This is a genomic window from Brevibacillus fortis (genome assembly GCF_003013395.1).
Taxonomy (GTDB): Bacteria; Bacillota; Bacilli; order Brevibacillales; family Brevibacillaceae; genus Brevibacillus; species Brevibacillus fortis.
This window is the reverse complement of the sequence record NZ_PXZM01000023.1, coordinates 1-14,351: the sequence shown is the minus strand read 5'-3', so window position 1 is coordinate 14,351 and position 14,351 is coordinate 1. Positions and strand designations below refer to the sequence as shown.

The window sequence follows — 14,351 nt, the reverse complement described above, 5'->3', positions numbered from 1 at the left end:
ATCTCCTATCCGAAAAACAAATCTACAATATTCATCGCTGACGAAGAATTTCGTTTATACATCTCACTATAACCGCAATTCACGCAACTGATCACATCATACACCTGGTACTGAACATTCAACATGCGCGATAAGCCACCGCCAGTAGCTGACATTTGTGTTACAGTTGTACGCGTGCAGCCCCCCTCATCATACCCTTTATTTGGAAAAGAAGGCAAAGAAGATTGTTGAAGGAACTCCCCATTCTCACTACTATAGAGTCTAGAAGGGAGATGATTCCTATGCTAGACCCTTATGTACGAAGAGCCGAATACGGCTCTGAGCAAAGAGTTCCCCTTTCTCTTGGTTCAGAGCCTTTCCGCATATTGAGTTGAGGATCTCTTTGCTCATCTATATACGCACATCACGCTATATAGACAGGAGCAAAGCAAATGAAATACAAAAATGCACAAGACCTATTGCCAGACGATCTATTGCGGCAAATTCAGCACTATGTACAAGGAAGCTATTTGTACATCCCGATCCACCACGAAAACAAACGACAATGGGGCGCCTCCACAGACACAAAGCGATGGCTAAGCGAGCGCAATCAGGCGATTTGGCAAGCATTTCACGAAGGGGCTTCTGTCAAAACGCTCGCCCAGAAGCATTACTTAACTGAACACAGTATTCGACGCATTATTCGTGGACATAAATGAGACAGAGAAAAGGTCGACCGTGTGTCTGTTCCCCTATTGCGTTACACTCCTTTTAAGATCAGTCAGTCAGGAGGGACAACGTATGAACCAAATTCACTTTCTCGACATTTCGTTTATGTACAACGGATCTGCACAGGTCATTACCCCTGTGCTGTTGCAGGATGAGCATGAAATGATCCTTGTTGACTGTGGTTATCCTGACTTTTTGCCACTGCTTCAGGAGGCCGCATACAAGCAACACCTTAACCTCGGCGCCCTTACGAAGGTCATTGTGACGCATCACGATATGGACCATATCGGTTCTTTGGCAGCGTTAAAAAGAGCCTATCCACACCTCGAAATCATCGCCTATGAATCTGAGGCACCGTACATCGCCGGAAAAAAAACATCTTTGCGATTGCAGCAGGCGCAATCAACACTGGACCAGCTGTCAGCGGATGAAAAGCAGCAGGCCGAGCAATTTATTCACTTTTTGCAGTCCATCGAGCCCATTGCGGTTGATCGAACTGTAACGAATCACGAACACCTGCCTTGGTGCGGTGGCATCGAGATCGTTCATACACCTGGGCATATGCCGGGACATATTTCGTTGTATGTGACCGCAAGCAAAATGCTGATTGCCGGAGATGCTGTTGTGATCGAAAACGGCAGACTAGAAATCGCCAATCCGGCCTATACGCTGGATATGCAAGAAGCGACTCGCTCTATCCGCAACTTACTCGAATATGATATCGAGCAGTTGATTTGCTATCACGGTGGGGTGTTTCAGGGAGATATAAAACAAGCGCTCCGGGAACTGATCCAAGCCTACGATCAAATCTGAGGAGGGAGCTTTACGCAGATGAAACAGAACAAGTACGATGAGAATGGTTTCTTCACCAAATACAGTCAAATGGCTCGTTCAGTTGAGGGACTGAGCGCCGCAGGCGAATGGCACGCGTTTCGAGAGCTACTACCATCCCTTTACGAGAAAAAAGTACTCGATCTTGGCTGTGGCTTCGGCTGGCATTGCCGATATGCGAGTGAGCAGAAGGCTCGCTCCGTTGTGGGTGTGGACCTTTCCGAAAATATGCTGGCTCGTGCCAGAGAGACTACTTCTGATCCCGCCATCGAGTATATTCGTCTTCCGATTGAAGACATCGATTTTGCTCCAAAGGAATTCGATGTCGTCATCAGCTCCTTGGCCATTCATTATGTGGAGCGCTTTGACTTGCTTTGCCAACGTGTCTATCACTGTCTTGCTCCCGGAGGTTCCTTCGTTTTCTCCGTGGAGCATCCGGTCTTCACTGCTCTGGCTGCACAGGACTGGCATTACGGTCCACAAGGTGAACGCTTGCACTGGCCAGTGGACAACTATCAGCAGGAAGGCATCCGGCACACCACCTTTCTGGAGCATGAGGTCGTCAAGTATCACCGAACGTTTTCGAGCTATATGAACGATCTCCTTGCCGCCGGATTTCACATAACCAAAGTCGCTGAACCCGGTCCTCCTGAGGAAATGCTGGGTATCCCAGGGATGCGAGACGAACTCCGTCGGCCGATCTTCTTGTTGATCGCCGCGAGCAAACAAGCATCATAACCGAAAAAAAACACCCCGTCATCCACGTCATTTCCGTGTTTGGACGGGGTGCTCTGTTATGTCCCAGCAGCCTCCAGATTTTTAAACTGGTTGTAAAACAATTGATAATAGGTACCTTTCTGCAGGATGAGTTCATCGTGACTGCCTTTTTCCACGATCTCTCCCCCATCCACGACCATAATCGTGTCGGCATCCCGAATTGTACCTAGCCTGTGCGCAATCACAAAGCTCGTACGCCCCTCCATAATGGTAAGGAGTGCATCTTGGATATTCAGCTCTGTCCGTGTGTCGATGCTGCTTGTCGCCTCGTCGAGTATGAGCAATGATGGCTTGGCGAGTATGACGCGGGCAATTGCCAAAAGCTGGCGTTGTCCCTGACTCAGGTTGCCCCCATTTTCCGTCAGCATCGTATCATAACGCATCGGGAGTCGATTGATGAACACGTCCGCATTTGCCATTTTCGCAGCGGTTACTACCTCCGTATCTGTCGCATCCGGTTTGCCGTACATAATATTTTCCTTGATGGTACCGGAAAACAAGTACGTATCCTGCAAAACAAAGCCAAAGCTACGCCGCAAGCTGTCCCGCGAATACTCCCGAATGTCTTTTCCATCCAAATAAATCGTACCTGAGGTCACATCGTAAAATCGCGTGAGCAAATTCACAATGGTGGTTTTGCCTGCACCCGTCGGTCCGACCAACGCGATGGTGCTACCTGCCTCTGCCTCGAAGCTGATATTTTTCAATATCAGTTGATCCGGACGATAGCCGAAGCTGACCTGCTCGAAAACGACGTGACCCTTTGGCTGTGCAAGCACAGTGGCACCCTGAGAATCCAATGGCTCCTCTTGTTCATCCAATACCTCAAACACCCGCTCCGCCCCAGCAACACCGGATTGAAGTACATTGAAAATGTTCGCGAGGTCGTTCAGCGGACGGACAAACTGTCGGGAATAACTGAGAAAGCTCGCAATCACACCGACTGTGATCAATCCTTTAACAGCGAGTACGCCTCCAACAATCGCCACCATGGCAAAGCCAAGGTTGTTGATCACGTTCATGATCGGCATGAGAAAGCCCGTCCAGACTTGTGCCTTCATCCCGATCTTGCATAGTCGGTCATTGATCGTCGTAAAGTCTTCAATGGCCTTTTGCTCGTAGTTGAAGGCCTGCACCACCTGAATGCCAGAAATCGTCTCTTCAATGTGCCCGTTCAGCTTGCCCAGCTCCATCTGCTGATTTTTGAACAGTACACTCGTTCGTTTGGCAATCATGCGTGTGAGCAGGAACACGAGTGGCACCGTGATCAGACATGCGAGTGTCAGTATCGGGGATAAGACGAGCATCATCACCAACGAACCGAGGAGCACGATCCCCCCTGACATCAGCTGCGTTGTGGATTGAGAGATGGAGTTGCTGACGTTATCGATATCATTCGTCAGCCTGCTCATCAACTCCCCGTGCGTGCGCGCATCGAAATAAGCAATCGGCAGCTTTTGCAGCTTGTCAAAAAGAGCCTGCCTCAGATTCGTGACGATCCGTTGCGAGATACCTGCCATCAACCAGCTTTGCAAAAACGTCAGTGCCCCATCCAAGATGTACGAGCCGAGCAAGGCAAGAATGATGATAGACAAAAAGCTAAGAGCTTCCTCGCCACCTGTCATCGCATCAATTGACTTTCCGATCAAATAAGGCGCAGACAGCATGAGTAGCGCATCGACAAATACAATGCCAAATACAATCGGCAGCAGCTTTTTTTCTTTGCCAAAAGCTTGCCAGAGCCTTTTTAGCGTAGCTGAAAAATTCTTGGGCTTACTTACTGGACCTCTGGCAGCACCATGTCCAAAGCCTCGGCCAGGTCTCGGTGAAAAGACAGGTTGTTGCTTCTGTTGACTCACCCTACTTCACCTCCCGGCCGATTTGTGACTGAAAGATTTCCTGATATACCTGACAAGAGGTCATTAATGCGTCATGCGTACCCATACCAGCGACTTCTCCATTGTCGAGCACAATGATTTTATCCGCATCCATAACCGACGTAATCCGCTGTGCGATCAAGATGCAGGTGAGACCAGCCGCATAGTCTCGAAGCGCATCCTTAATCTTCCCTTCTGTCGCCACATCTACTGCACTAGTACTGTCGTCGAGAATGAGGATTTCCGGCTTTTTCACCAAGGCTCTGGCTATGGAAATACGCTGCTTCTGTCCGCCAGAGAAGTTGACTCCTCCTTGTCCTACACGTGTCTCATATCCTTCAGGAGTGGCGGAGATGAAATCGTCAGCTTGAGCCATACGTGCCGCTTGCTCGACCTCCTCGTAGGTCGCCTCTACCTTGCCCCAACGGATGTTTTCCATTACCGTTCCTGTAAACAGCATGGTTTTTTGCGGCACGATCGCCATTTTTTCACGCAATCGCTTGGGCTCGATGTCTCGTATATCCATGCCATCTACCCGAATCGTGCCTCCCGTTACGTCATAAAACCGTGGGATCAGGCTAACCAGACTGCTTTTTCCAGAGCCTGTCGATCCGATAATCCCGACGGTCTCCCCAGGCAGACAAGTAAACGAAATCTGCTTGAGTACCGGCTGGCCGCCCCCTCCATCATACGAGAAGCTGACCTGCTCGAAGTCGATGCGTCCCTTCTTGCCTGGAAGTTCGTGAGGTTGTTCCTCTTTCCAGCTCATTTGGTTTTCCTCAGCAAATACTTCTCCGATGCGTCCCGCTGATGCTTTGGCCCGCACAAACATGTTAAATACCAAGGAAATCATCATGAGTGAAAACAGAATTTGCGTCATGTAGTTCGTAAACGCGATGATATGACCGACTTCGATGCTTCCTTGTTCTACGCCAAGCCCCCCAAGCCAGAGGACAGCCACAATTCCGAGGTTCATCGTCAACATAATCGCTGGACTGAAGATAGACATTACCCGCGTAGCCGATACCGATTTGGATTGCAGCTCTTCGTTTGCCCGTGTAAACTTGCCACGCTCAAAATCAAAGCGATTGAACGCCTTGACGACACGTACGCCAGACAAATACTCGCGCATCGCACCGTTCACCCGGTCAAGTGCTTGCTGTACCTTCAAAAAGAATGGAAAGCCGATTTTCATATTCAAGAAAATAAACAAACCCACAATGGGTACGACGATTGCGAGTATCACAGCCAAATCCGCGTTCAATTGGGTTGCCATAAACAATCCGCCGATGCACATCAACGGCGCCTTGACGAATATTCGCATCATGCCGTTCACAAACATCTGCACTTGATTGACGTCATTGGTCAGACGTGTCACGAGCGAGGCTCTGTCGAACTTGTTCAAGTTTTCAAAGGATAAAGACTGCACTTTTGAAAACAAATCTGCGCGCAGCTGCGCACCGAAGTTTTGTGAAACGTATGTGGCCAGCACATTGCGGATGGATGCCGCAACGGCCCCGAGCGCCGTAACGAGCAGCATCAGCCCGCCTGTCTTGAGCACGTAGTCCATATCCCGTTTTGCTACACCCGTATCGATAATGTGTGACAGGATCATCGGCTGCAGTAGATCACATACCGCCTCCAAAGCTAAGAAAAGCATGGAAATCCCGGCGACTACGCCGTATTTTTTTATGTATGTTAAGTAGAAGCGCATCCGTTCACCCCATCTGTGTTCCTACGTACAAGATAACGCTTAGCTAGCGAAATGTCACGAGAGATTGTCAAAAGGAAAGTGTGAGGGCTTACAGGTTTTTCCGATCATCATCGTCGAAATCATACGTAATAAATTTTTGCTCGAATGGGAGATGGAATGATGGCTCAATCGCTGTTAAAAGGCATGGAAGGGGTTTTTATACCAGTTACGGACCCGAGTGCGTCTGCAAAATGGTATGAAGAAAAGCTTGGCTGCAGACCTTTGTTTGTGGAAGAGGAAGCGGTCACGATGCGGATTTCCGATGAATCAACCACCGTGATCTGTCTCGTCCGCGTAGAGAATCATCAGCCGATGACATTTCCGGAAAATCATTTTGGCGTCGGCAAATACTATAATTTTCTTCCCGCTGACATTGAGGCGGCACATCAACTATTAACCGAGCGTGGGGTGAGGGTAACCCCGATCGATGGATTTGGATCTACGAAGGTGTTGACGTTTTTTGATCCAGACGGGAATCCACTTGGAATGTGCCAGTATTGACAAAAAGGCAAAAAGCAGGGATCCCCTTTTCGATCCCATGCTTTTTGCCCTCATTTCGTTTACTCCGTCTTTTATTCCTGTGGAACAGCACCTTGATCCATATACAAGAACTCCCACAGATGTCCATCCAAATCTTGAAAGCTCCAGCTGTACATGAAGCCGTGGTCAACCGGGTCTTTCGATGGAGTTGCGCCCGCAGCTAATGCTTTGTTTACGATCTCGTCGACTTGCTCTTTGCTGTCCGCCGATAACGCGACAATCACCTCGGTGCTTCTCGTTGCATCTGTCAGTTCTTTTTTCGTAAACGTTTGGAAAAACTCTTCGACGAGCAGCATGGCAAAAATGTTTTCCCCGATCACCAGGCATGCTGCATTTTGATCTGTAAATTGCGGGTTGAATTCATAACCGATTGCCGTAAAGAAGTCGATCGACTTGTTGAGGTCTTTCACCGGTAAATTGACGAAAATCTGTTTGGATTGCAAAGCCATTGTGATTCCTCCTCGGGTTTGTTTTTCCTTGATGTCTATATCCTAGCATTTTCGATTGCCCGAGGCTTCTTCTGGATTGCTATTTTACCATGAAGGTATGTGGCTTTCCTATTGAGTTTCTATGCCGATGGACACTAAGAACGAGACCGAGGACAGCGAAATGAGCCAAAGCAGTCCCTATGTTGCCATAGCTGAGAAAAGGAATCCCAAGATACACGATTGGCAGCATGCCGGTTGACATCATCAGTGGCCAAATGAAGAACAGGGAGAATAAAGGAACGATACTGACAATGAGATGCTTTCCATATGGCTCATCCACTTCCTTGACGACCCGAGCCAGTCTCATTATAAACAGAGCAACGGCTAACAAGATCAAGATGCCCGCAATCCAGCCATAACTATGGATTAAGTACGTAAATTTGAAATCGGAGTCTAAATAAGACATTTTCGGTAATGGAGCATTGGAGCCCTTTCCCCAAAAACCTGCCGAGCGAATTGCTTCCATCGCCTCTAGATATACATATCCCTTTCCGAGCGGATCTTTGGTCGGTTGTACCCAGCCCAGCACCCTTCCTAACGTGTATCTATCCAATAAACAGGCAACTGTCCAAACAATAGCAGACACAATCACTAAATAGAGTTTTTCTTTCCGGGCGGTTTTCGTATACATCATGAGTATCATGAATCCAAATAGGTAGAGCATGAGGTCCATAAACGATCCAGCCATAACAAAGAGGCAAGCTGGCAACAAAACAAATACGGTCAGCTTGGAAGCTATGCTCCGAAATCGCCACGTTCTGGTAAGAAGCATACCCGCAACGCTTATGAGAAACAAATACATGGACATTGCCACAAAATCGATCTTAATCGAACCGCTAATGTACATACATGTTTTTCCATTCATTGTATAGCCGTACGCAAGAATGAGAAAAAACACGCCCACAGTCAGCACGTACAAATGCAACGAGTACGGCAAAAGCTTGCGATAATCCGTAAAAGTAACTGCGAGCATCACCCCGATACCCAGTAAGGAATAGAACCAGTAATAATCCAGCTTGAACTCTATAAAACTGACCTGCATACCATACATCGTAAACAGACCAACAGCCAGGAAAGCCATCACATACACCAGAAGCCTCCACTCCACCCTGGACTTATAAATCCGATGCAACTGCTTCCCAATCGCAGCAGAATCCCCCATTTGCAATATGGCTTGCCTTACCGCTTCTTCCTCTTCCACGCCATCGTCCATCTGTTCATCCATCAAATCAAGCAGGTGACTTTCCAGCTCATCCCGAATTCTGCGATGCATTTCCGTTGCCCGCACATGTCGACATACTTGATCGAGATAATCTGCAATCAATGGATGTGTATTCGTCTGCTTCATGCTCTTCCCTCTCCTAACACCCGATCAATCCCATCGCGGAACGTATGCCACTCGAGCTTTTTCTCCTTCAATTGCCCGCGACCTTCTGCCGTAATCCGATAGTATTTGCGTTTCCTCCCATCCTTCTCATCCCAATACGCTTCCACATAACGCTCCGCTTCGAGCGCATGCAGGATCGGATACAGCGTTCCTTCTTTTAACGTAAACAGACCGTTTGACTCTTTCTCAATGGCTTTCGCGATCTCGTACCCGTACATTTCCTTTCGATCCAGCATCGTCAAGATCAGGATCACGGTGCTGCCTTTTAAAAGTTCCTTATTGATTTTCATAGTGCCTCCCGATTTAACCGCAAATACCTAGATACACAATACATCATAAATCTATGTATACAACTATATCATCCAAATCTTGTAAGATCAACACATGCGTGACATTCATCTTTCAAGAAACGTCTACCTTCTACAGATAAAAAAGGAAAGAGAAAGTGATTCTACCTGTGAAAAACTCCAAATATGTCAACATTCTGCTAGCTCTGAGCCTTACTCTATCAATCGTTCCTTCTATCGCACATTCCGAAACGGCCATCCGTTCAAACAGACCGGAAACGACAGTACTCAAGTACGTTCCGACAGAAAAAGAGATTCAGGTACCACCTGGTCTAACGGAACCATTTTTCGTCCCATTTGCAGGATCGAGTCCAAACGATCCCTTTTACAAAGAGTTCAAGCAGCAATGGTTCCCTCATTTTGCCCTTGTTTCTCCTACCAGGAAAGTAATCGATCAGCAGGAATCGTTAGCATATCCGGGGTACATGAGTCCGTTGCAAGACGGATACGGTTTTTTTCATATTATTACCTTCTACGGGAACAGCTCGTTTATTATTTTCGATCAACAAGGCAACACACAGGAATTAGGCGCCTATAACAATTATTTCACGCAAATAGACGGAGAGTGGTTTTTATATTCTCCCACAAGCTATACCTCTTATCTGTATAATGCTCGTACGAAAACATCCAAGCAGATCACAGATGAGGAACTATTCACGATCCCAAGTGAATATACGGGAGCTACAACTTTCGATATTCAGCACTACCCTTTTGTCCAATACAACAAAAAGGATGGCGCAATATTATCCTACAAATTCGGTTTAAAAGACATGAATGGAAAAATACACGCGAAGCCGTTCTTTGATGAGTACATGGGGTACAGCGAAGGATTGCACCGCGTAAAAATCAATGGCATGACCCACTTTGTAACACACGAAGGAAAAGTCGTGTTGAAGCCATCCCAAAATTACAAGGTGGAATCCAACTTCCATTCCGGTGTTTTTATCGTGTCAGGCAAAAAAGCCAATGAAGAATTTTACTTATTGATGAATAAAAAAGGAACATTCGCTTCGAAAAAGTATGCATTTTTGAAAGAGACAAGTGACGGACAGTTTATTGCGGTGTCGAAAACAAAGGACGGGTACTTCTTCCAGAAAATCAATGCGATGGACAAACCAACCACGACCCTTCCTTACAAGTTGGATAAACCAGAGCAGCTCAAGCAATTGAAACAGACTGGCAAGCTCTTTCATACAGACACACAGATCATGGCAGACTTGGCGAACAAGCAACCATTCCCGTTTCCGCACAAGCTGCTCACGCCTCCTAGAAAGGAAACCGTTTCTATGGAATATACGGTAGGCGGCAAGAAATATATCGGTACGTTTACGCATGATGGGACGAAGATATATGCCAGAGAACTGAAATAGTTGCTGGATTTGCTCTGTTCCCTATTCTCCTACACGAAAGGACGTTGTTTCATGGAGCCAACCATTCTCACCCGCGAGGAAACACATGTAATTGGTATCACTTTTACGGCGAATGTGACAGAAGACTTGGGCAAAAAGCTCTCCGCTACTACGACTGAAGCTTTGCGAGCTAGAAAAAGCGAGATTCACAATCAGGTTGGTAAGGGCGAATATCTGATCCAACTCTATCCTGACAAAGATGACTTCGATGCAGCGATAGATCCCTTTACTACCCTTATTGGCGTCGAAGTTTCCAGCCTCACCGATATTCCTGAAGGGATGGTCAGTCACACGATTCCTGCGGGGACATTTGCACAAGTAACACACAAGGGACCTGAGACAAACTTGGGCGAGACGTATGGTTTTCTTTACGGGTCTTGGCTCTGCGAATCGGGATATGAGTATGCCAGGTTTGATTTTGAGTATTGGGACGAGCGCTACAAGCCAGAGCAAGAAGACAATGAGATTGATATTTACGTTCCGCTCTTCAAATAAGAGACATAACGAAAAACCAGGGAATCCCTCCCTGGTTTTTCTGTTGTTACGATGTGATTATCTACGCACCCACTCCCCTGTCAGTGCATCTACCATATAAAGTGGGGTATCGTGATAATAAATATGATAGACGAGACGCGGCTCTAATTTTCCTGTAGTTTGGTTCTCCATCAGCTTGTAGACCAATCGCAGCGGACGATGGGTAACGTATACGCTAGTCGCGTCTTCCCGTGACATTGCGTTGTTTTTGTCAGGAAGCGGTTTAGACTCCTCGGCATACGGGGGAATGATTCCGATCACCTGTTTCCTGTCCACATCAAACTGAACCGTATACCCTCCCATAATCGGGACTCCCTGATGGGACTTAAAGAATTGATAGGTTTCGATGTTGCCTTTTCTAGTGGCAGAACCAAGTAGCAATTCTTTCGTGTCTAACGGAAGGTATTTCTGAAACTGCTTAGCTGCTTCTTGAACATTTTCCTGCTTAGGATGAGGAAGCTTCTCCTCGTTCTCATGGATATTTCCATACCGATAGTCAAGAATATCCCCTGTTTCTGTCACCACGGTCAGTTCCATTTTTTGTTTGGTTCGCGTCTCTACTTTGTACGTATGTACGCCCGAGCCTTGATGAACCACGAAGGAAAACGGAGGCTCGAATCCCCACTCCCGAAAAAGTCTATCTGCTTCTTCGATGTCAGGAGCTACCAGCTGTATGCCTCCTGGTTTCACCGGAATTGGCGGCATTTCTACAAGGGTGTAATCGGGATGATAGCGTTCCGTGGGATAAATCTCTCCTGTAATCGCATCAATATCACCTGAAAATGGAAACTCGTATTGTAATCGCCCTTCTCCCTCTGAATAGAGGAGCCGGGCACTTTGCCCAAAAATTTGCTCAGCCTGCTTCTCTGGCATTGCCTTTTTGGGATCAGGAAAGACCATGCCTGTCGTATCGTTTGTCTGTACCTCTTTTATATGATGCCTGCCCGCCTTGTCTATCGTAAACGTGTATTGGTCTTCAAGAACCAGAATGTTGTTAACCGTCTTGTTCATCACGACATGACCTGTTTCTGTATTGGACAGCATGCCGTTTACCGCATATTGACTCGCATCACGGCCAGCCAATTCTTGCAGCAGCTTCTTCGCCTGCTCGTATACAGGATGGGCCGGAAGCTGCGGACTACTTGTTGCCGTCACCTGAGGGTCCACAAGTTCGTTTTGCCCCATTCCGGCCATGATATACAGCCCAAAGCCAGAAGCGATCACGACTGCTGTCATCCCCGCTTTCAACGGAGTCAAGAACAGCCGTCTCCTCTTGCCGACCCGAATTGTTTCTTGTTTCAGCACAGTACGTAAACTCTCTACAAACTCCTTACGTGGGGGGGGACTTTTTTGCAGAGTCGCTAACCGTTCCAGTATATCTCGTTCATTTTGCCAATCCACTGTACAACTCCCCCTTCTTCGTATGCGACAGTTTGCCATGTAATAGCTTCAGTGCCCGGTGCATCGTCGTTTTCACGTTTGATTCTGAACAATCCAGTATTTCGGCTGTCTCTTTGACGCTGTACTCTTTAATGCCACGCAGAATGACAACCATGCGGTAATGCGGCGGCAGTCCCTTGATCGCAGCGATCAATTCCTGCTCGTCCTCCCGGCTTTCCGCTTCCTGAGCAGGATTCCCCTCTGAGGCTGGCATCACGACAGACAGCCAGTCCCCTGACAACAGCTTTTGCCACTTGCGTTTTCGATAGTAATTCATCGCTGTATGCTTCGCGATCGCAAACAGCCATGTCTTCATGTCAGATCGCTCTTCAAATCGTTCAAGCGATCGAATCACTCGTAAAAAAACCTCCTGCGTCAAATCTTCTGCATCATTCTGACTGCCGGCAAAGTACAGCAAAAATTGATACACATCATGATAATGCCGCTCATAGATGGCCATGACCTGATGTTTCATTTCCTCATACAAAGAAGCTCCTCCATTCTCTTGCTGTCGGCTGATCGACTACTTTCCCATAGCGAAATTTTTCTCGTATACCAATTAGTGTCTTGAGCAGGAAAAAGGTTACAGCAGAATGTTTGAAAATGTTCAGGAATGCAACAGCGACTAATAGATCGGGTAGCCTATAATTTACATGAGTCCTGCTACTTTCCTGATAACACAAGAAGTAAGAACGGAGTGACCTGTATGTATAAACGGCTACTAGCTATCCCGATCGCCGCTTTGCTCCTCGTACTGACAGCCTGCGGCAATGGTGGACAATCGGGGGATTCAGCAGCATCGAATCCGACCAGATCGATCAATTACCTGGGCAACACTTATAAAATTCCAGCCAGAACCAAAGATATTGTTTACGTAGGCTTCCCTGCTTCGTATGAGGATTCTTTCTTGTTGGGAATCCCGCCCGTCGCAGCTACCATGGATAAAAACGGAAAGTTTCCGGCGGAATATCAAGCCATGATCCGAAATGCCAAGCATCTCCCATGGAATATTGCAGATAATCTAGGTGAGTTGGTTGCCCTCAAACCGGACGTCATTATGACAACCGACAAGACCTCAAAAGAAGACTTGGCCAAATTGCAAAGCGCTGCATCCGTCATTCCCGTCTCTACGAACGGAGCTCATTGGCAAGAAAACTTGCGTCTGCTCGCTGATGTTCGTGGAAAAGATGCTAATTTGGATACATTTGTAGGAAAAGTGAAGCAAAACGCACTGGAACTCCGCGACAAGCTCGCCCCACTTCCAGAAAAGAAAGTGCTGACAGTGTGGTTCGAAGAAGGCTCCTTCTACATTTATCCGAAGCACGAGCGGTACAATTATCTGTTATATACAAATTTGGCCCTGCCTGTCCCAGATGTCGTCGCAAATGTGCAGGAGCGTACCGCGCTCTCTATGGATGCTTTGGCAAAAGAAGATCCCAACTACTTGTTTGTGATGGTCAACAGAGAAGACCAGCCAGCTTTCAAGCAGTTGCAAGAGCAGCCTGCTTGGACAAACCTGAACGCAGTCAAAGCAGATCAAATGTACATGAATGCAGTTGAACCAGGCTTGGCTGGTGGGACGGCCTACAGCAACCAATCGTTTTTAAATGCGATTCGAAAACAAATGCTAAAGATGAGTGAATAAAATGATGGGCTTGGCTCATACTATACTCATCGAGCTCGGTGGTGTGTTTTCAATCAGGCTGTATTCCTTTTCGGAGGCGATGTGCCATGGATGATTTACACGATCACCTAGTGAGTAAGGGAAACCGTACACTGCTTTAAGCTTCTAACTTCATACTGGAGGTAGATGCGTCGCACGTGATGATCGGTAACACCTCAAAACTAACGAGCTCGATATATGCCGTCTCCTTTATGGAGGCGGTTTTATTTTTATGGGGAAAGCCCATTTAGCATACTGTGGTGGTGAGGAGGAAACAGGAGAAAACGCTTTGATTCTTGGAACACCCCCAGGGTAGCGTAAGCTGCCCGGCTCCATGAAAAAAAGCGAAACCCGCGTCCAAAGTCGTCCATTCAAGAGGTGTATCAGAGGTGGACGCTAAAAGCTTGTTTCTCCTTTCTTCATTGCGCCTCGGTCGGTGTTTTCAAAGATCTTCGCTTATTTCTCCTGTTTCCTCTACGAGCTTTCAGTGTTAAACGGGCTTGAAATTCCTTAAAAGATTGAAGAATGTAATCAGTTACGACAGAGAAGAATATTTCCAGGCGTAGCGACTTGTGGAGTCCTACTGAGCGGAGAAGG

15 protein-coding genes are annotated in these 14,351 nt (G+C 47.2%); 7 read left to right on the top strand and 8 right to left on the bottom strand.

The window, feature by feature from the left end:
• Positions 1-5: 5 nt before the first annotated feature.
• Positions 6-218 (bottom strand): zinc ribbon domain-containing protein, encoded by a 213-nt coding sequence (locus C7R93_RS14275; RefSeq protein WP_106839435.1) that lies wholly within the window; start codon positions 216-218, stop codon positions 6-8.
• Between the two features lie 213 nt (positions 219-431).
• On the opposite strand from C7R93_RS14275, the gene C7R93_RS14270 reads away from it, so the two are divergent.
• From C7R93_RS14270 to C7R93_RS14260, 3 genes are all read left to right on the top strand, one after another.
• The gene (locus C7R93_RS14270) at positions 432-698 is read left to right on the top strand and encodes a CD3324 family protein (RefSeq protein ID WP_106839434.1); all 267 of its coding nucleotides are present in this window, start codon (positions 432-434) and stop codon (positions 696-698) included.
• A gap of 82 nt (positions 699-780) precedes the next feature.
• On the top strand, positions 781-1,521 hold the full coding sequence (locus C7R93_RS14265) for an MBL fold metallo-hydrolase (protein WP_106839433.1): 741 nt from the start codon (positions 781-783) through the stop codon (positions 1,519-1,521).
• Positions 1,522-1,539: 18 nt separating this feature from the next.
• A complete protein-coding gene (locus tag C7R93_RS14260; protein WP_106839432.1) occupies positions 1,540-2,277 on the top strand; it encodes a class I SAM-dependent methyltransferase in 738 nt (245 codons plus the stop codon).
• A gap of 56 nt (positions 2,278-2,333) precedes the next feature.
• On the opposite strand, the gene C7R93_RS14255 is transcribed toward C7R93_RS14260, so the two are convergent.
• Both C7R93_RS14255 and C7R93_RS14250 read right to left on the bottom strand, forming a co-directional pair.
• Positions 2,334-4,175: an ABC transporter ATP-binding protein gene (locus C7R93_RS14255; protein WP_106839431.1), complete on the bottom strand. Its 1,842-nt coding sequence runs from the start codon at positions 4,173-4,175 to the stop codon at positions 2,334-2,336.
• Between the two features lies 1 nt (position 4,176).
• Positions 4,177-5,907 carry an ABC transporter ATP-binding protein gene (locus C7R93_RS14250; protein WP_106839430.1) on the bottom strand — a complete coding sequence of 577 codons (1,731 nt, stop codon included), beginning with the start codon at positions 5,905-5,907 and terminating at the stop codon, positions 4,177-4,179.
• 159 nt (positions 5,908-6,066) lie between these two features.
• Here C7R93_RS14250 and C7R93_RS14245 point away from each other — a divergent pair, with 159 nt between their 5' ends.
• Positions 6,067-6,447, top strand: a complete 381-nt coding sequence (locus C7R93_RS14245) for a VOC family protein (RefSeq protein ID WP_106839429.1) — start codon at positions 6,067-6,069, stop codon at positions 6,445-6,447.
• 71 nt (positions 6,448-6,518) lie between these two features.
• Here the strand turns inward: C7R93_RS14245 and C7R93_RS14240 are convergent, their stop codons facing one another.
• From C7R93_RS14240 to C7R93_RS14230, 3 genes are all read right to left on the bottom strand, one after another.
• Positions 6,519-6,935 (bottom strand): VOC family protein, encoded by a 417-nt coding sequence (locus C7R93_RS14240; protein WP_106839428.1) that lies wholly within the window; start codon positions 6,933-6,935, stop codon positions 6,519-6,521.
• Between the two features lie 79 nt (positions 6,936-7,014).
• The gene (locus tag C7R93_RS14235; RefSeq protein WP_106839427.1) at positions 7,015-8,322 is read right to left on the bottom strand and encodes an FtsW/RodA/SpoVE family cell cycle protein; all 1,308 of its coding nucleotides are present in this window, start codon (positions 8,320-8,322) and stop codon (positions 7,015-7,017) included.
• Positions 8,319-8,651 carry a PadR family transcriptional regulator gene (locus tag C7R93_RS14230; protein WP_048031793.1) on the bottom strand — a complete coding sequence of 111 codons (333 nt, stop codon included), beginning with the start codon at positions 8,649-8,651 and terminating at the stop codon, positions 8,319-8,321. The genes C7R93_RS14235 and C7R93_RS14230 overlap by 4 nt, the downstream gene beginning before the upstream one ends.
• A 167-nt stretch (positions 8,652-8,818) precedes the next feature.
• On the opposite strand from C7R93_RS14230, the gene C7R93_RS14225 reads away from it, so the two are divergent.
• The gene (locus C7R93_RS14225; RefSeq protein ID WP_106839742.1) at positions 8,819-10,078 is read left to right on the top strand and encodes a hypothetical protein; all 1,260 of its coding nucleotides are present in this window, start codon (positions 8,819-8,821) and stop codon (positions 10,076-10,078) included.
• Between the two features lie 51 nt (positions 10,079-10,129).
• Positions 10,130-10,612 carry a GyrI-like domain-containing protein gene (locus C7R93_RS14220; protein WP_106839426.1) on the top strand — a complete coding sequence of 161 codons (483 nt, stop codon included), beginning with the start codon at positions 10,130-10,132 and terminating at the stop codon, positions 10,610-10,612.
• A gap of 57 nt (positions 10,613-10,669) precedes the next feature.
• Here the strand turns inward: C7R93_RS14220 and C7R93_RS14215 are convergent, their stop codons facing one another.
• Entirely contained in the window at positions 10,670-12,052 is a 1,383-nt protein-coding gene (locus C7R93_RS14215) for a hypothetical protein (RefSeq protein WP_106839425.1), read from the bottom strand.
• A complete protein-coding gene (locus C7R93_RS14210) occupies positions 12,036-12,578 on the bottom strand; it encodes an RNA polymerase sigma factor (protein ID WP_106839424.1) in 543 nt (180 codons plus the stop codon). The genes C7R93_RS14215 and C7R93_RS14210 overlap by 17 nt, the downstream gene beginning before the upstream one ends.
• A gap of 219 nt (positions 12,579-12,797) precedes the next feature.
• Between C7R93_RS14210 and C7R93_RS14205 the strand changes: the two genes are divergently transcribed.
• Positions 12,798-13,736 carry an ABC transporter substrate-binding protein gene (locus tag C7R93_RS14205; RefSeq protein WP_106839423.1) on the top strand — a complete coding sequence of 313 codons (939 nt, stop codon included), beginning with the start codon at positions 12,798-12,800 and terminating at the stop codon, positions 13,734-13,736.
• The last annotated feature ends 615 nt before the right edge of the window (positions 13,737-14,351 follow it).